This is a genomic window from Wolbachia endosymbiont of Menacanthus eurysternus, assembly GCA_029715105.1.
Taxonomy (GTDB): Bacteria; Pseudomonadota; Alphaproteobacteria; order Rickettsiales; family Anaplasmataceae; genus Wolbachia.
In genome coordinates this window covers 79337-99399 of sequence record CP085695.1, presented here as the reverse complement: position 1 = coordinate 99399, position 20063 = coordinate 79337, and the positions used below count along the sequence as shown (strand labels likewise).

General features: G+C 27.2%; 15 protein-coding genes. 5 read left to right on the top strand and 10 right to left on the bottom strand.

Annotated features, from left to right (window positions below; all coding sequences use genetic code 11):
* Window positions 1-88 precede the first annotated feature (88 nt).
* On the top strand, window positions 89-1159 hold the full coding sequence (locus LJI21_00405) for a 5-(carboxyamino)imidazole ribonucleotide synthase (protein ID WFW29777.1): 1071 nt from the start codon (window positions 89-91) through the stop codon (window positions 1157-1159).
* A 504-nt stretch (window positions 1160-1663) separates the two neighbouring features.
* Here LJI21_00405 and LJI21_00400 read toward each other — a convergent pair.
* On the bottom strand, window positions 1664-2941 hold the full coding sequence (locus LJI21_00400) for an insulinase family protein (GenBank protein ID WFW29776.1): 1278 nt from the start codon (window positions 2939-2941) through the stop codon (window positions 1664-1666).
* Between the two features lies 1 nt (window position 2942).
* Window positions 2943-3554, bottom strand: a complete 612-nt coding sequence (locus LJI21_00395; protein ID WFW29775.1) for a superoxide dismutase — start codon at window positions 3552-3554, stop codon at window positions 2943-2945.
* A gap of 404 nt (window positions 3555-3958) precedes the next feature.
* On the opposite strand from LJI21_00395, the gene LJI21_00390 reads away from it, so the two are divergent.
* Together LJI21_00390 and purN are read left to right on the top strand one after the other, a co-directional pair.
* Entirely contained in the window at window positions 3959-4486 is a 528-nt protein-coding gene (locus LJI21_00390; protein WFW29774.1) for a Na+/H+ antiporter subunit E, read from the top strand.
* Between the two features lie 179 nt (window positions 4487-4665).
* Window positions 4666-5232, top strand: coding sequence for a phosphoribosylglycinamide formyltransferase (gene purN, locus LJI21_00385; GenBank protein WFW29773.1), 567 nt, complete (start codon window positions 4666-4668; stop codon window positions 5230-5232).
* An 890-nt stretch (window positions 5233-6122) separates the two neighbouring features.
* Here the strand turns inward: purN and LJI21_00380 are convergent.
* The 7 genes from LJI21_00380 to LJI21_00350 form a co-directional block, all read right to left on the bottom strand.
* Window positions 6123-8660 carry an AsmA-like C-terminal region-containing protein gene (locus LJI21_00380; protein ID WFW29772.1) on the bottom strand — a complete coding sequence of 846 codons (2538 nt, stop codon included), beginning with the start codon at window positions 8658-8660 and terminating at the stop codon, window positions 6123-6125.
* The gene (gene murJ, locus LJI21_00375; GenBank protein ID WFW29771.1) at window positions 8657-10150 is read right to left on the bottom strand and encodes a murein biosynthesis integral membrane protein MurJ; all 1494 of its coding nucleotides are present in this window, start codon (window positions 10148-10150) and stop codon (window positions 8657-8659) included. The genes LJI21_00380 and murJ overlap by 4 nt, the downstream gene beginning before the upstream one ends.
* Window positions 10151-10602: 452 nt before the next feature.
* Complete coding sequence (gene uvrB, locus LJI21_00370) at window positions 10603-12546, bottom strand: excinuclease ABC subunit UvrB (GenBank protein ID WFW29770.1); 1944 nt, start codon at window positions 12544-12546, stop codon at window positions 10603-10605.
* 88 nt (window positions 12547-12634) lie between these two features.
* Window positions 12635-13402 carry a cytochrome c1 gene (locus LJI21_00365; protein WFW29769.1) on the bottom strand — a complete coding sequence of 256 codons (768 nt, stop codon included), beginning with the start codon at window positions 13400-13402 and terminating at the stop codon, window positions 12635-12637.
* Window positions 13402-14634: a cytochrome b/b6 gene (locus LJI21_00360; protein WFW29768.1), complete on the bottom strand. Its 1233-nt coding sequence runs from the start codon at window positions 14632-14634 to the stop codon at window positions 13402-13404. The genes LJI21_00365 and LJI21_00360 overlap by 1 nt, the downstream gene beginning before the upstream one ends.
* 277 nt (window positions 14635-14911) lie before the next feature.
* Window positions 14912-16366, bottom strand: coding sequence for a 2-polyprenylphenol 6-hydroxylase (gene ubiB, locus LJI21_00355; protein ID WFW29767.1), 1455 nt, complete (start codon window positions 16364-16366; stop codon window positions 14912-14914).
* A complete protein-coding gene (locus LJI21_00350) occupies window positions 16363-17097 on the bottom strand; it encodes a metal ABC transporter ATP-binding protein (GenBank protein WFW29766.1) in 735 nt (244 codons plus the stop codon). Before LJI21_00350 ends, ubiB begins: the two co-directional genes overlap by 4 nt.
* On the opposite strand from LJI21_00350, the gene LJI21_00345 reads away from it, so the two are divergent.
* On the top strand, window positions 17096-17986 hold the full coding sequence (locus tag LJI21_00345; protein WFW29765.1) for a zinc ABC transporter substrate-binding protein: 891 nt from the start codon (window positions 17096-17098) through the stop codon (window positions 17984-17986). The two genes, LJI21_00350 and LJI21_00345, sit on opposite strands and share 2 nt — an antisense overlap.
* Window positions 17987-18001: 15 nt before the next feature.
* Here the strand turns inward: LJI21_00345 and ndk are convergent, their stop codons facing one another.
* Window positions 18002-18427 carry a nucleoside-diphosphate kinase gene (gene ndk / locus LJI21_00340; protein ID WFW29764.1) on the bottom strand — a complete coding sequence of 142 codons (426 nt, stop codon included), beginning with the start codon at window positions 18425-18427 and terminating at the stop codon, window positions 18002-18004.
* Between the two features lie 495 nt (window positions 18428-18922).
* Between ndk and LJI21_00335 the strand changes: the two genes are divergently transcribed.
* The gene (locus LJI21_00335; GenBank protein WFW29763.1) at window positions 18923-19765 is read left to right on the top strand and encodes a hypothetical protein; all 843 of its coding nucleotides are present in this window, start codon (window positions 18923-18925) and stop codon (window positions 19763-19765) included.
* Window positions 19766-20063: the final 298 nt, after the last annotated feature.

Sequence of the window (20063 nt, the reverse complement as noted above, 5' to 3'; positions counted from 1 at the left end):
TTATTGTCCAGTAAATAAATTTCCACAGATTGTATAGTATTTTTATACTCTTTTCAAGTATGTTGTTATACTCTAGTCAGAATGATAAATGAAATACAATATGCTAAATAAAAAAACAATAGGAATAATAGGTGCTGGACAATTAGGTAAAATGATTGCTGTTGCCGCAACGAAACTTGGACAAAAAGTACATATTCTTGCCCATAATAAAAATGATCCAGCTTGTTTTGTTACAAATAACATATCTATAGCGGATTATTCTAATAATAGAATGCTTATATCTTTTATAAAAAGTATAGATCTAGTTACCATTGAATCTGAAAATATACCTAGCAATGTAGTTAATACTATATCACAATATATAGACTTTTATCCAAGCAAAAAAGCATTATATATTTCCCAAAACAGATTAAGAGAAAAAAAATTTATTAAAAATTTAGGTATAAAAACCGCTTTCTATAAACATATACGTAATTATAATGAACTGTTAGAGAACAGTAGTAATTTTAATTATCCAGCAAGATTAAAAACAATAGAAATGGGTTACGATGGAAAAGGACAATATATTATTGAAAATGCTTCTAAAATAAAACAATTTGCTTCTTTAGATTGGAACATCCAATATATTCTAGAAGAATGCATCGATTTATCAAAAGAGATCTCAATAGTTATTGCAAGAGATAGAAATAGTAATATAAACTTTTTTCCCATAGCAGAAAATCACCATATTAACGGGATACTAGATACTTCAATAGTACCCGCTAAAATAGATAAAAGACTAACTCAAGAAATAAAACAAATAGCACATAAAATAGCTAATGTTCTTGATATAATAGGAATTCTTGCTATTGAATTTTTTATTACCAAAAATAATAATTTATTAGTTAATGAACTAGCTCCAAGACCCCATAACTCTTGCCACTGGAGCTTAGATGCATGTAACATCAGTCAATTTGAACAACTAATTAGAATAATATGCGGATTGCCTATGCAAAAAGTAAAACTACGTTTTCCTTGCATGACAAAAAATATAATAGGCAATGATATATATAATTTTTATAATTATTTAATTAACACAAAAGCTAGTATAACTATATACGGAAAAGAAGAAGTTAAAAATAAACGTAAAATGGGACATGTTAACATAGATTTAAGCTAAAATATATATAAAATAAATACAAAATAAAATAACTTTTTAATAACTTTGTAAAGACTGTTAAATAAAACACATTTAACTTATTTAAACTCTAATCTAATTTGCTACTAATAGTTTCATACAAATCCTTCTTAAGAAAATGTATTCCTAATTTTATAATATTCTCTCTTTGTCTTATACATACTTTATTCTAATAATAAATTAGAACTCATTCATTACAACTCCGATTAATGATGCGACCCCAACCTTTTATTTTATATTTATTTTACATATTATACGTCCTTTTTGAAAGTTATTTTAATACCTAATAATAAACAGTACTTTAATAAAAGTAAAAACATTTAAAATTAGTTTATACTACTAAATAATCTCAATATAAAAAAAACATATTAAATACTATTGTAATGTTTCTGGTTTTTATAGTAATAAAACTCTACTACACTTATAAACTTATGAATCGAAATAAGCTCCAAAATATTAAAAATACAAACAAAATTTTATTAATCTTTAAATTTTAAGCATAGAAATCACTATATCACGACTTGGTAAAGACCTTATTTCCCCAATTGCAGCTAAAGTAGTCTTTTCACATTGAGATAACAGTTTCTCTGCTGCTTCTTTCACATTAATAGAAGTAACCACATCGATCCCTTCTATCAACTCATCTTTACTAAGGTACCTATTATAACTACCATAATAATACCCCAACGCTTCAGCACGAGAATCTACACTCTCACGCGACATTAAAATTTGAGATTTTATTCGCTCTTTTACCCTATCTACTTCATTTCTTTTCAAATCATCTATAGATAACTTTTTCAACTCTGTTATTATAACCTTTAAAAGATCAACTAAATTCTTGCTATCCGTACTAGCAAAAATAGAGAATATCCCTGTATCAGCGTAACTAGAATTAAACGAATAGATAGAATAAGCTAACCCTTTATTTTCTCTTACCTCCTGAAACAAACGTGACGACACCCCACATCCTAATATAGAATTAAGTACTTGAAACACGTAATATTTATTACTATAACGAGAAATACCTGGTAAACCAATTAACAAATTAACCTGATCCAACTTACGATACTCTAAATACTCACCACCAATAAAACTCACATTTTGCTTTTTACCTAACTTTTTTGTACGAATTCCTGAAAGAACACTTTTAATTAATTGAACTATTGTCTCATGTTCAACATCTCCAGCAACAGCAAATATCATATTCTCACCAAAATAATGTTCATTTACGTAGTTATTTAAATCCTCTCTAGTAAACGACCTTACAATATCTTGTGTTCCCAAAATAGATCTACCAAACGACTGATCCCCATAAGCTGCTTCAAAATATTTATAAAATATAATATCTCCAGGAGAATCATTAGTTTGAAAAATTTCTTGTATTACAACGTTTTTCTCACGTTCTAATTCATTTTCTGGGAATGTAGAATTCATCAATATATCTACTAAAATATCAATACCAACTTTTAAATCTCTTTTAAGAACTTTAATATAATAATTTGTACTCTCTCTACAAGTAATAGCATTAAACATTCCACCTATATCATCAAAAGTCTTTGCAATTTCAAATGCAGTTCTTGTCTTTGTCCCCTTAAAAGCCATATGCTCCAAAAAATGAGATATTCCGCTTTGATTAGCCATCTCATCCCTACTACCAAGACCAATCCATATCCTTAAAGCTACAGAATTAACACCACATACCCGCTCCGTTACTATACGTAACCCATTAGGCAACTTTGTTGTTGCTATTTTTGACACGTACATCTTAAATATTTTTCTTCAAATTCTCTTCTACAAAATCCCAATTTATCAAAAAATCAAGGAAAATCTTTATATAATTAGCTCTGTTGTTTTGACAATCCAGATAATACGCATGTTCCCATACATCCATAGTAAGCAATGGCACTTGATTATAAATCAGTGGTGAATCTGCATTTGCAGTTTTAGTAATTTTTAACTTCTCATCTTCAAGAACTAACCATACCCATCCACTACCAAACTGACTTATTCCACAATTTGTAAAATCTTCATAAAATTTATCAAAACCCCCAATATCATTTTGGATTTTTTTTGCAATAAAACTATTATTTTTAGGATTACCACCACCGTTTCTCCTCATTGAGCTCCAATAAAAAGTATGGTTCCACACCTGCGCTGCATTATTGAATATAAGAATCTCATCATTATTCCCATGAATTCTCATTATCAATTCTTCAATTTTTATTTGTTGGTAATCAGTGTTATCTCTAATTAATTCATTAAGCTTATTTAAATATCCTCTATGGTGTTTTTCGTAATGAAAATCTAACGTTCTCGTAGATACATAAGGCTCCAAAGCCGCCTTATCATACGGTAATTCGCATAAAGTGAAACTCATAAACTCCCCTTATATTTTAGTTTGTGCTGCTATATTAAAATAATACATATATTTATGCAATAAAAATTTAGATTAATTACAATAAATATAATTTTTCTTAATTCTAAAATTTTCCATACATTCTCCTTATTTAAAATATTAAACAAAAACATTCTTAATTTTTTAATTCTTAATAATAAGAAAAACAAACACTAATATCGCGCACCCTTCTCTTTTAATAAAAGTTATCTCACAGCGTAGTATACAAATCATATATAACACATACTCATAATAGTGCTTTACTTAACTTATTTGACAAATTGACATAATTAATACTTCATATTAGAATACACAAATGAATAAGTATAAAACTTAATCAGTATTTTATTTCTGTTTCTTAAAAATTTTTAAGAAGGGATACTTACATGGTACAGAACAAACAGAAAAACTATTTTTTTTTCATTACCTTTGTAACATTATTTTTTTTGTGGATCACGTTATCTGGTTATTTCAAATTATTTTTTATCTTCTGTGGAATATTTTCATCTATATTTGTACTATTTATCTTTAAACGATTAATAAATAATGAAAATACCCTTAACCAAATTTTAAATACTACAACAAATAAATTATTACTTTACAAGTTGTTAATAAACTACACACCATGGTTAATATACCAAATTATTTTTTCAAACATCTATATAGCAAAAAAAATTTTGCAAATTAAACTTAAACTTGAACCAATAATTATTGTAAAAAAATGTAAAAAACATAATGATAAAAGTATCACACTATTTGCAAATTCAATTACAATTACCCCTGGTACTTTAACTATTGACATTATAAAAAAACGAAAAACTTATTTATCTACTATTTATTTAATAGATAAAAGTCTTAAAAAAAGCATCTTTATAACAGAAAAAAAAGTTTTAGAATTAGGTCAATTTAAATAATTATTTCTCTTCTTTAATTATTAAAATAACTTCCTAATACTTAAAAAATCCAACATTAACTTTGTTTAATCATTAACAATGACTAAAAACTTATTTATAAAACAAAAATTTACATATAACTATATATTTTCCTTTTAAATATTTTTGTTAAAATTAATTTGACTAAGTCAAAATTTATAATGAAAAAAATAAAACTTGGAATCCTTATCTCAGGAAGAGGATCAAATATGCAATCATTAATAAAATTAAGTCACAACTATAACTTCCCCGCGGAAGTTGCATGTGTTATTACAAACAAAAATGAAGCTGCTGGATTAAAAATAGCAAAACTAGCAAAAATCTCAACATATATTATTAGAAATAATCCACTTGATACTAATCAAATTCACGAAATACTTGTTCAACATAATGTTGATTTAGTTTGTCTCGCAGGATTCATGAGAATTCTAAAAGCTGATTTTTTAAATAAATGGCACAATAAAGTTATAAATATTCACCCATCTTTATTACCCTCTTTCAAAGGCCTTAATCCTCAAGAGCAAGCTCTAAAAGCAGGTGTAAAAATTACAGGTTGTACTGTACACTATGTTATTCCTGAAGTTGATGCAGGTACTATAATCACTCAAATCGCTGTACCAGTTTTACCAAATGACAATGTTCAAAGTCTTTCAAAACGAATTCTAACTAAAGAACATAAATGTTACGCAAAAGCAATAAAATTGCTAGCAAATAAAATATTACAGTAACACCTATAAAATTGTATTTTCCTTTTTAATCATAACACCCATTTTCTCAAAACTAATCCTTCATCAGTTTTTTCTCTCCTATATTTTCTACACAAAAACCATTCTCCTAACTCTTATGTACTTTTATTTTATCAATTATGAATACACTAATAACATTATAATAAATATATTAACAATTCGTTGACTCCTTTATTTATTAATTAAATTAACCCCCTTTCATCTTCTCTAACTTCCTAACAAAGACCTTTTTAAAATACTTTTTCCATAACTATTGCAAAATAAAGTTGTCAATAAAAAAGCTCTATAACAATTACAATTTTTGTATCAAACCTCACTATTTTAATAGTACTTTTATCAATTATTGCTTTTATCAAACTAATAATATTCACTTATCTTTAAACAAAACCCCTACAAATTAAAATTATAAAATCAAAATGCTATCAAATTTCCCTATAATAATAATTTATAGTCACAAATTAAACCTAAAAATTAAACATAAAGAAATATAAAAGTAACAATAGTATAAAACATCGCTTAACATTATTTCCTATACAAAATGAATGAAAGTTTTATTACTTCTTAGTAAACCATCCATCACTAAACCAATAAAATAACACAAAACAAATTATTTACTTCTTAATTTAATAGAGAGTAATACAAAATTATTATCTCTATTACATACTATATATATTCACAAGCTTATTTTGTAATTTTATAAACTTAAAACCCCTAAAATACCAAAATAAAATATATAATTAAAATATATTAGCAAAATAAAAGCTAAACTTTACATTATGAAAACTTCTTCCTTAATAAAGAAATTGAAATACAAAATTACTTTGTAGAGCAATCTTAAGAACTAAAACTCTATAACATAGCTCCCAATATCTCTAATTTTTTATAAAAGCAAATATTTGATCTTCATCAAAATTCATCTTTAAACGCCAAATGGGGCCGTCTAAGTGCATATCAATATAAATTGGATTATTATAACCTTGTGGAATAAAAAAAAACCTTGATAATGAAACCAAAGTAAAATTAAACAAAGCTAAATTAGAAGAAACAACTCCTGACGCCTTATCAATTTTAAATTGTAAACTAGTAGAACATATACCATTTTTAATACTTGCTTTTCCATTAATATCTCCAAAGAAAGTACTACCATTGTACATATCAAAATTAGCAAAAACTGAAATTTCAGACTTATTCTTACTATTCAATAAATTAACAATAAATGAATTAAAATCTACATTAGTAAATTCTATTCCTTTTGTTCGAAAACTAATCTCCCCAGTTAAATTATTAACCCAATCACTAAAACTCTTTCCATTAGCTTTTATTACACCATCTAGATTTATCTGACCATCTATATTATTAACCCCTACAGCCCTTGCAACTCTCTTAACGTCTAAATTTTCTATAAAAAATCTTACATATATTGAATCTGATCTTAAATAACCTTGAAAAGATAGTTTCCCGCAGCCGAATGTATAGTTCACCCTTTTAAAGGTAACGATATTATTTATCATTACTGCATTTAAGCTAAAATCTTTATAAATAGAAGGATCATTTCTAAATTCTAGAACACTAATTTTTATAGTTGCATCAAAATCTTTTTTATTATTTAAAATAATAGTCTGATCTTTTGACCACTGAATCTGATTTATTTCATTTTTAAAATCTCTTTTTATTTCTAATAAATTTGGTAGTTTTAAAAAACTACCATTAAATTTATTACCAGCAAGATCAATATCTAGTAAAGGCCTAACATATTCTTTATCTACCAACATCTTTATATTACCAACTACATCAAAATCCTTTCCTAATAACTTTATATTGTCTAAAATTAATTTACCTTTCTCTACCCTCAATAAAAAATTTACATATTCAATTTTTATATTATTCACCACAGTATTACTAATACTAAACTCTATATTTACATCATATCTAGAACTTTTTAACCATTTCACTTCAAATAAATCATTAAACAATGAACAATCATATTTATCTGCATCAAAATTATGCATACTAATCGTACCATTAACAGTATTGCGCTTTCCCATATAACCTATTCTAATTGATCCATATAAAAACTCTTTATCACCTAATAATAATCTAATATCTGAAATATATAATATTCTAGGTGCTAGGTGTAATTTGGAAGTTATTCTAAATTGATTTTCTTTATTCTCTTTCATATTTTTAAAAGGTAAAAAATATGAAATAAAAGACTCCAAATTAGTCCCCTTTATAAGAAAACCGCCATTAAATTCAGATAAAATTTCATTACTTGATATTTTTCCCGATAAATGAAATTTATTGTTAATTCCAGAAAAACAAATTAACATACTAATTTCTGCTTCAGCATCAGCAAACTTTAACGCAGTATGAAACTTACCTAATTCCCTGTTTTGATATTTGATATTTAAATCATTCACATAAAAATCTAAACTTAAATTTTTTGGTATAACTTTTCTAAAACATTCCAAAAAATCCCTTACCTCTATTGTTTTTCGTAAATCATTTTGTATATGATCTAAATCAACTTTACCAGAACTAATATTAATATCAATATGATTGTCCCTACTATTGTTGCTCATAGTGCCATTAATTTTGATACTTTTTGAATTAATTTTTAAATCAGTTACCATAAATCTATCATTATCAAAATTAACTTTAGAAAACACCTCAATACTTTCACTAGGAATAATGTCAGAAATGAAGCTAGGATTAACAATCCTTATAAGATCATTTATAAAATTAGAACTATTATTAACTATTAACATTAACTTACCTTGCAATTCTTTTTGATTTTTGCTACCAGTAAATAAAAATTTTATAACATTCGATTCAAAACTAACACTTACATTTTTTTTTAAAATATTAACATTTCCCAAAAAATTATAATTTTTACTGTTTACATTTATTTCACCAACAAAATGTCCATTTCTCTTAATAGCAATTTCCTTTATATCAACAACATTGTTATAACCAATAAAACTGTTACCCAAATTCACTTTACTATCTTTAATTATTAAATCAATTTTATTACCGATCTTACTTGTAAGATCAATAATACCTTCCTTACTACTTTCAGCACCAAATAATGTAACCGACTTTAACTGTAATGAAAGTAGAAACAATGATAAAAAAGACGGCTTTACTTCAATTTTATTTATACTAATAAAATCTAATAATCTTTGTTCGCTAACATTATTATGTTGAACGTTCACGTTATAAATAATAAGCTTCGGGGCAACTAATAAAACCTTAATCTTTCCACCAATATGTACTTTAATATCATATGTGTCTTCTAATTTCTGTATGATATATTCCTTATAATTATTCCAATCTTTAAAAAAAAGGAAAACATATAAAGAAATCGACACTAAAGAAATTAGTGACACTACATATGCAAAAAACCTCATAGTTTTATATACTTGAGATTACAGCTAAACATTAAATAAAGAGCACCAAAATAAACAATAACACTTAAAAATATCAATATTATCAAATAAATAACGCGAACAAATATTTTATCAAAAAATAACCACTCTAACGATGAACTAAAAATATAAAGAACTATTGACATTATTAATGTAGCAATAATAATTTTTATTATATTCAATAATAATACTCGGCTAATCTTATACATCCTATTTACCGTTAAATAGTTAATTAATAATATAGAATTTATCCAAGTAGAAATAGAAGTGGCAATAGCAATCCCTATATGCTGATACTTATGTGTTAATAAAAGATTCAATACTATATTAACTACCAAACATGTCAACGAGAATATAGTTGGTATTTTAAAACTACCATTAGCAAAAAATGTAGGTAACAATACTTTATTTATAATAAACGCAGGTAAAGAAGTAGAAAGTGCTATCAATATAGGAGTAATTTGTTCCACCGCATGATGATCAAATTTACCATAGGAAAAAAGCGTAAGTAAAATTTTATCGGGAATAATAATAAAAGCAGCAGTTATTGGCATAACCAAAGTCAACCCCACATTAAGAGCCTTACTCTGTATTTTAACTATATTTTCAGTGTTATTTATCTGCTTTGAAATTAAAGGAAGGAGCACTGTACCAATTGCAGTACCAATCATCCCCTGCGGCAATTGATTTAACCTATCTGCATAATATATATAAGATACTGCATTTGGTATAAAACTAGCCATAATTACATCAATCCATAGACTTATCTGAGTAACACAATTATTAGTAATTGCTGATATTACACGCTTAAAAAATAATTTAACCTGATTACTTAACTTTATACTAAAAAAAAATGCAGCTTTAAACTTATATGCACTAAACAACATTAACAATAACTGAAAAATACCTCCAATCAACACAGCTATAGAAAGATTATGTGCTGGAGTTTCTATATAAGGAATAAATAAACTAACAATTAAACAAAGATTCAAAACAATCGGCGCAATAGCTGTTGAAACAAAATGTTCCCTTACCTGCAACATTCCACCAATCAACGATGCGATTGATACAAAAATTATATATGGCATCATTATCCTTGATAAAGTTACAGCTAACACAAGCTTATTCTGATCAAATCCAGGAATGAACACTTGAATCATATATGGGAAAAAAAATTGCATAATGATACAAAAAACCAATAAAATAATGAACACAAAAGATATTACGTTACTTGCAAAACTAAATGCTCTTTTGCTATCACATGATTCTGCTGAATATAACGGTATAAAAGAAGTAGCAAACGCTCCTTCTGCGAAAAATGATCGAAGTAAATTAGCAAAACGAAATGAAGAAAAAAATACATCCGCAAGAGGGGTTGTGCCAAAAACCATAGCAATTAATACATCTCTCATCAATCCCAAGACTCTTGAAATAGCCGTGAAAAAACTAAACGTAAAAATACTTTTAAACACTGTATTTTACCACTGCTTCATATTATATCTAGTATAAATAAGCTTTTCAAATAATTAAATCAATTCAAAATTGAAACTAACATCTAAAATATTTCTATTATTCTTTCCAACATAAAACAAACCTATCCCCTTATTCTTATACTGACAAAACATCTATACAAATTCATACAAATTAAAATAACAATCCATAATAAATATCTTTTCACTTCATGATACATAATTTATACGATCTTCAAAACTTCTTTTAAGTATTTTATTTTATTAAACTTTATACTGTGTAAAACTAAAATAATTAGCTATAAAATTAAAACATAAAACATTATTTATACTAAATTAAATATAAAATCTATTACTTTATTATATAAGAAATTTTCTGCATGTTGAAATCAACTCCCCCCAATAATCAAATTAAAAAATTTTAATTATAAATTCATTCTACTCAATTATTTATCTTAATTATAATAAATCTGCCATTTTTCAATAATACGTTTTATTTTTGCAGCTTTTTCAAATTCTAAATTTTCTGCATGCTTTAACATCTGCTTTTCTAGTATAACTAAATCTTCCCTACTGATATTAATTTTTCTCTCAACTATCAATCCATTATCCTGCAAAGTATTCGATATAGCTTTTACTATAGTCTTTGGTTTAACACCATGCAACATATTATACTCCTCCTGTTTTTTCCTCCTTCTCTTCGTTTCTTTCATTGCACGGTTTAAGGAACCTGTCATTTTATCTGCATATAAAATTGCCCTACCTTCAACATTACGCGCAGCACGCCCTATCATTTGAATAAGTGAACTCTCTGATCGCAAAAATCCTTCCTTATCAGCATCTAAAATTGCAACTAATCCGCATTCTGGAATGTCAAGACCTTCCCGTAGTAAATTAACGCCAATAAGAACATTAATTTTTTTCGATCTCAACTTATATATAATATCAACCCTTTCCAATGCGCCAATATCTGAATGCAAATAACTAGCTTTCATATTTAATTCACTCATATACTCAGCTAATTTTTCAGCCGTTTTCTTTGTTAACGTTGTAATAAGAACACAAAACCCCCTTTTTATCGTTACTTGCGCTTCATACACTACATCATCAACTTGAACCTCTGTCGGTTTTATAATACATATTGGATCTACAAGTCCTGTTGGGCGAATAACCTGTTCTATGAATACATTATTAGTTTTTGCTAACTCATATTTCCCCGGAGTAGCAGAAATAAAAATAGTTTGCGGTCGTATAGTTTCCCACTCTTCAAATTTTAATGGACGATTATCAAAAGCAGAAGGAAGTCTAAATCCATGATCAACTAACTTTTTTTTACGAGCCTCGTTACCACTATACATCGCACTAATCTGAGGAACAGTAACATGGCTCTCATCTACAAATAAAATTGTATCTTTAGGTAAATATTCAAATAAAGTAGGAGGCGCATCTCCAGCTTCCATACCATAAAGATAACGCGAATAATTTTCAATACCCTTGCATACTCCTGTTGCCAACATCATTTCAATGTCAAAATTGGTACGCTGTTCAAGACGTCTTGCTTCGATAATCTTATTGTACGAATAATAATAATTTAAACGTTCATGCAATTCTTTTTTAATTAAATGAATTGCTTGCAATAAAGTTTCGCGTGTAGTAATATAATGATTATTGGGAAAGATAGTGATTTTATCTAAATATTTAATAAAGCTACCGGTTACAGCATTGATCTCCGAAATTCTTTCTATTTCATCATCTATTAATGATAAACGCCAAACCTTATTTTCGTAACAAATAGGGAATATATCGATAATATCACCACGCACCTTAAAATATCCTCTCCCAAACCTAATATCAGAACGTTTATACTGAAGATTAACCAAACTATTTAAGAAATCATTAACACAAATTTTATCCCCTGTAATTAAAGTTAAACTCATATTAAGATAACTCTCTGGTGAACCAAGACCATATATGCAAGAAATACTAGCCACTATAATTGTATCTCTACGTTCTAAAAGAGCACAAATTGCAGAATAACGCAACATATCAATCTTTTCATTAATCACGGAATCCTTCTCAATATAAGTATCGGTCTGTGGTAAATAAGCCTCAGGCTGATAATAATCATAATAAGAAATAAAATACCCAACAAAATTATATGGAAAAAAACCCCTCATTTCCTCATAAAGTTGAGCTGCTAAAGTTTTATTATGCGCCATAATAAGTGCAGGTCTATTTGTTTTTGCAATAATATTTGCCATAGTAAATGTTTTTCCCGAACCAGTAACTCCAAGCAAAACCTGATCTCTCTTATTACTATTTAATCCTGCAACTAAACTATCAATTGCTTGAGGCTGATCTCCCGCGGGCTTAAAATGTGTAACAATTTGAAACTTCATAGTTTTTTTGCTACAAAAAAAATACTGTTAATTATCAGTCATCACTGATGCAAGTAATAACAAAAATAAATAGACTACAAAATAACTCCTATATTTTCTTTTTATAAAATTTGCTCCAAATTTTATTATTAGTTAATACAAAAAATATCATTAAAATTACAAAATACGCTATTATTTTAAATCCAAGTTTATGCCGTTGTTCTAATTCAGGTTCTGCGGCCCATTGCAAAAAATTTACCACATCGTACGCCATGTCCTCAACCGTAACCCGCTTTACATCACTATACTCTACCATTCCTTCAATAAGAGGTGGGGCCATAGCTAATCTTCCAGTTGAAAAATATGGATTAAAATATAAACCACTTTCATCTTGTTTAACGCTTTGATAGCCAGTCAATAAAGAATAAACATAATTCGCACCATCATATCTCGCTTTAATAATTAATGATAAATCTGGAGGAACTGACCCATTATTACTTGCTGCAGCCGCCTCCTTAGAACTAAAAGGAGCAATAAAATAATCCGAAACTACTCCAGGTCTATAAAACATTTCTCCTAAATCATTTGGGCCATCTCTAACTTGATAGGAAGCTGCAATTCGCTTCACATCCTCTTCAGAAAAACCAATATTTTGCAAATTACGAAATGCTATTCTATTCATCGAATGACAAGAAGCACAAACTTCCTTATATATCTTATAACCACGCTGTATTGACTCTCTATTAAAAGATCCAGTAATACCATTAAAACTCCAACGTATTTTTTTATTCGGTAATGACTTAAACTCTTCAGCACAAGAAAAATGTGTCAAAAATAACATAAAAAATATAACTACTATATTATACTTAATCTGCATTATTGCATAATCTCCGACACAGATTCACTTATGCTTTTTGGTAACTTTTTCGGTTTTTCATACTTACTAAGTAATGGTAAAATTATCATAAAGTACGCAAAATAATAAAAGGTAGAAAATCTACTTAGTAGTATATAAGGTTCCCTAACCTCTTGACCTCCAAGCCAAATAAGAAACACAAAATTTATTAAAAATAATAAGAAAAATTTTTTAAAAAGAGGACGGTAAGCACCACTCTTAACTTCTGATCTATCAAGCCAAGGCAATAAAAACCACATTAAAATAGATCCAAACATAGTAAGTATACCGATAAGCTTATTTGGAATCGAGCGCAACATAGCATAAAAAGGCAAAAAATACCATTCTGGTACAATATGAATTGGAGTTGACATAGAATCAGCTTCTATGTAATTATCAGGATGTCCAAGATAATTAGGAGCATAAAAAACAAATGCGAACAAAACTATAAAAAATAAACTAAAAGTTATGCAGTCCTTTACTATATAATAAGGGTAAAATGAAATAGTGTCGTTATTTAATTTTACCTCTATTCCACTAGGATTGCCAGAACCGAATCTATGTAAGGCAATAATATGCAATACAACTAAAACAATAATAATAAAAGGCAAAAGATAATGTAAAGAAAAGAAGCGACTAAGTGTTGGATTATCAACAGAAAAACCTCCACATAACCATATAACTATTTCATTACCAACTAAGGGCAAAGCTGAAAATAAATTAGTTATAACAGTTGCACCCCAAAAACTCATTTGTCCCCAAGGTAAAACATACCCCATAAAGGCCGTTGCCATCATTACAAAAAATATAAATATACCAATAAACCATACCATCTCCCGCGGCTTTTTATAAGACCCATAATATAACCCACGCATTATATGAACATAAACTACTACAAAAAAAAGAGAAGCTCCAACAGAATGTGTGTAACGTATCAACCATCCATAATTAACATCACGCATTATGCGTTCTACACTAACAAACGCATGTTCAACATGGGGAATATAATGCATAGAAAGAAATATACCAGTTATTATCTGCAAAATAAGTGCTAAACCAGCTAAAGAACCAAAATTCCAAGCATAATTTAAGTTTTTTGGTACTTGATAAGAAGCAATATTTTTTAAAAAAGAAAATATAGGTAATCTGTACTCTATCCAACCTAATATACCCTTTTCCATAGCCCTTTCTTTAATATTATCATTATTTCGCATAACCCAAATTTTTACTAATTTTACTTTTATTATAATAATATCTGTTCTTTATAGGACAAGACAATAAAAACTTTAATCAAACAAAACCCTTCCCATATAATAAACACAGTTACATAACACACCCATTCTAAATATTTAAATATTAACTTCTTATTTCTCTTATAAATATACATTACATTCCTTTAAAACCAAAATAACAACGCTATATATTCCATATGGGGATAACGAGCTTAATTTATATAAAAATGAAAAGTACAACATCCATCTATATAAAAATTCAGATACAACACCTATTAAAAACCAATAATTTAATAATTAAAATTATAATCATAAACCACAACAAAAAATAAGTACCTCTATTTGATCTAACCTTGACCTGAACACTATCCAGTTTTTGATCAGCTATCAAATTTAATTTCTCTACAAGACTAAACACTTCATAAAGTGTCTTTACTGGATAAGAGTTTTTTACTTTCTCTCTATAACCTATCTTATTTTTGTTTTTAATGAGCCGATTTTCATTCCACCCTTCAACTATTTTCCACATATTAATTTCTGGATAAATTTTTCTACATGTTCCTTCTAATAAAATTAGAGTCTTTTGCAACAACAGTAACTGCGTTTGAATCTTCATATCAAAATCACTAGTTATTTTAAATAACTGAGCAAGTAAACTAGCAAAAGAAATATTCTGTATAGGTTGACCTATAATAGGTTCACCTATTGCCCTACATGCTGTAACAAAATTTTTGTGATGCTGTGAAACATAACCAGCTCTGAAATGCACCTTTGCAACATAATCATAATCACGATTTAAAAAACCCTTCAATATCTCTACTACATAATAACATGTTTCATATTCTACTCTACCCATAATTCCGCAATCAAGAGCAATAATATTATTATTACTATCAACCATAAGATTTCCAGGATGTATATCTGCATGAAAAAAACAATCTCTGTACACTTGATTACAAAATGATTCTATAAGATTAACAGCTATTTGTTTATGATTATTCAATTTTTCTACTTCATATATCGGTGTTGCTTCTATCCATTCTAACGTCAAAACTTTTTTTGAAGTTCTACTCCAATCAACTACAGGTACATAAAAACCTTTATCATTTTTTGTATTCTCCTTTAATTCAGAAGAATGAGCAGCCTCAAAACGTAAATCTAACTCTAACTGACAAATTTTAGTAAAAGTTTTGACCAATTCAATAGGTCTTAATCTTTTTGATTGATCACTGAATTTCTCTACAACTTTTGCAAGCCAAAAAAGTGTTTTTATATCTCTTGAAAACGCCTTTTCAATATTTGGTCTTAAAACTTTTACTGCAACTTCTTTCCCTTCTGTTGTAATTGCTTTATGTACCTGAGAAATTGATGCTGCTGCAACAGGTTCTTTAGAAAAACTTGAAAAAATATCTTTTAATTTACAACTAAATTCATTTTCTATAGCTTTAACTACTATATTATATGAAAATGATGGAAGTTTATCACATATTAATAACAAATTACTTGTTATATCTTCATTTAAAATATCAGTACGTAATGAAATAGATTGTCCAAATTTAATAAAAACTGGACCCAATTTTTCAAGAGCGCACCTTAATTTATAGCCCCGTATTTTATTTATAGACTTTCTTGAAGGAAATAACAAACAAGGTAGTATATTATAGCGTATCAATATTATAATTATATATAAAAGACGCAGAATATTTTGAATCATCTCGACATATAGCTACTGAATGTTTCACTTAGAGTCTTATTCCTCATAATTTCATCAGGTCTACCTTGACAATAAATAGTGTTATTTATACAGATTATATAATCTGAACACGGTGCTACAGAATTTAAATCATGAGACGTCATAAAAATTGAAATAAGCCGTTTCTTTGCTATTTCGCTTATTATATTATAAAACTTAGTACGTGCACTGATATCCATTGCACTGACTGGTTCATCAAGAATAATTAAATCTGGTTCTGCAATCAAGCAACGCGCAAATAACAATAACTGAGTCTGTCCAGCAGAAATCTCTAGCACTTGATTTTTTAAAATGCTACTTATACCAACTAACTCTACCACTTCTGCAATAACTGACTGATTTTTCTTCAATTTTGTCGAAAAACTATTTAAAAGAAAATATTCAACTGTTATTGGTATCAAATTATTAATGCTGAAATTTTGTGGCATATAACTGATTTTTATACCATCAGCAAATACAATGCTACCAGCACAACTCTTATTTATGCCAGCAATTACTTTTACCAAAGAAGTTTTACCTCCACCATTTGGGCCAAGTATGGTAACTATATCTCCTCTATTTACTGATATACTAATATCATCTAGAACTTTTTTATTATCATACGCAAGAACAAGATTTTTTATATTTAGAATACTATCATTGACATTGTTTAACTTTTTGACAAAATTCAATTTTTTCTCAATGTTTTTCATGAGATATTTATTAACTTCTTTTTTATTACTTTTATTTATTACACTATATCACAGCACTGCCTTTTCATCCAACTTAAAAATTATAGCTACAATAAAACCTATACATTCCCTAGTAGCATCCGTTACAGATGGAGTTTTAAAACCACTCTTAATAGCACATACAACAACATCTATACATGATCATATATTAAAACCATCTGACGTTAGCAATTTAGAATCTAGTGATATCATATTTTATATTGATGATAACCTAGAAACATTTGTAAAAACCTTCGCTAAAAACAATAAAAAACTTGTACAACTATCAAAAGCAGTTAACCTACTTTCTGTTCGGCCACATTTATTCTCTAAACATATTATTCATATTCAAGATGAAAAAGACATGTATATTTGGCTCAGTCCTGAAAATGCAAAACATATGATACTTTTTATAAGTACTACTCTATCTGATATAGATAAAGAAAATTCCTATAAATATAAACAAAATGCAATAAAAACCATAAAAAGAATAGAACAAGAAACAGAAAAAATTCTGAAAGAATTAAACAACTTTAAAAATAAAAAATATATTGTTATACATGACACATATCAATATTATGAAAAATACTTCCACCTAAATCACCCTAGCGCCCTTCTTTCTATAGAAGAAGACGCTTACATAGGCATGAAAAGTCTAATGAAATTAAGAAAAATAATAAAAGAAGAAGACATTAAATGCATATTTACTTCATTACAAGAAGATAAAATAAAATCAAAATCTCTTCCCAACAATGCAAAAGTAATAATCCTTGATCCCATCGGATTAAATATAAATCCAGGAAAAGACGCATATCTCAATATAATCAACGAAATTACACAAAATTTTAAATCTTGCTTTATAGAACCTTAATAAAAATTCAACTACCTAAAGATGAACTAATTCATATTCAGCAAAAAAAAAAGATATCTCTCTACGAGCATTTTCTAAACTGTCTGAACCATGAACAACATTTTTATTAATGTTATCAGCAAAATCACCCCTAATCGTACCTTTATCTGCATATTTCGGATCTGTCACTCCCATAATTTTTCTATATTTACTTACTGCATTCTCCCCTACTAAAACTTGAACTATCACAGAACCAGAAGTTATAAAATTTATTAAATCTACAAAAAAAGGCTTATCATCATGAACTTTATAAAATAACTCTGCTTGCTTTCTTGTAAGTAAAACCATTTTTTGCGCTATAATTTTTAATCCTGATTTTTCAATATAAGAATTTATACTGCCTGTAATACTTCTACTTACTGCATCAGGTTTTAATATTGAAAGAGTTTTTTCAATTGCCATACTTTTAATCTTAATCTAGATATTTATCTATATATCTATGTATAGATATAATTACAAATTTTTATTTTATAAAATAAATATTTTAAGTTAAAGTAACCTCCAAGGGAGGAGACCACTTTAATAAATAAAATTCCATAACTTTAAAATATCTCTTACTCATCTAAGTATAGATCTTAATTCATAAAATACAAAATTTTAACAAATATTATTCACTCCCTGACATCAAATGATTAAGTTTTAATTAATAAAAATTAAATCAACAATTTAGAAAATTATATTATAAAATTCTCCACTCAACTTCTTGATACCTCACTTTTAAGGTTTTCTAATTTTTTAATTTTCCTAATTTCAATAGAAAGCATTTAACAATCAATCTCAAACTGATAAATGGTTTATTATACCAAACTTTATAAAGTTTTAATTTATAACCCCTAGTACTTTTCCTTTAGAACTTAGTATGATAAAATATCGAAACTATTATTTCGTAAAATACTTATGTCAATAAAAGAAAAATCAGATACATTTACACAAAAATTATATGATACCTACAACCACGATATCAGGAAAATAGTTTGTGTCATAACGGGATTAACAAGTTTACTATGTAAAATTTCGCTACAATTTTGCTGTGAATTTATCAATAAAAATAGATCTAATATCTTTTTTATACAAAACATTGCTAAATGGATAAAATTTCCAATATCTACTTTTTATATCATCTACTCTACATTTATTTTATGTAACCCAATTAAACATTATGAAAATAATAATAAAAAGAAAGAAGAATTAATAAAAATTATCGGTAAATCAGCTAGTTTAGCTAGCGGAGCTATAGAAATATTAGCAATGTTAAAGGTTTTTCACTTTATAAGTGGGAATAATAATGATATAAGTATAATGAACCATATTCATTTAATATCAACAATCTTATTTATATTCATCGCAGAACCTATAAATTATTATTATACATATAAAAAATATCAAAAAGCACATGCAAAATATCAAAATAAAGAAGATAATGAATTTATAAAATTCGAATCTGAATTTATCAGACGCAGAAAAAGTTTCTTTATCAATACACTAACTCTATCGTTAGGTTTACTAAATTTTATATTAAAAAAAATAGAAATCGCAACTACACCGATAAATTTAGGTAGCTGTATATATAATTTCAACTTAAGTGTAACGGTCAGTATAATATATAGTGCAGTATTTCTAGCAATTCATCTCGATAAACTATTCTTCAACCAACCTATTAATAATAATCCCTCTACTGATCTTGACATCAACCATATTCAAAGCATCAATAATAAAAATTTTTTATATAATCCAAGTTAATCAAAAATAAAAGCAAAATACTAAAATTCTATAATCTACTACAAAAGTAGGTAGAATTTTCAAACAAATTAAAATAAAACAAACAAAAATAAAGCTTAATCTAAATCTAATAACATCGGAACCACCCTAACCCTTTCCATTTTTTCAATTCACTAATTTATATAATTTTCCCCAATGAAACCAAAACTACAACACATCTTCTCTAAGATTAACAAAAACTATTAATAAATACCTTTCAGCATTTCAAATAAAAACAAAACCAAAAATATATAAGTTTTTAAAACATAAAACAATTACC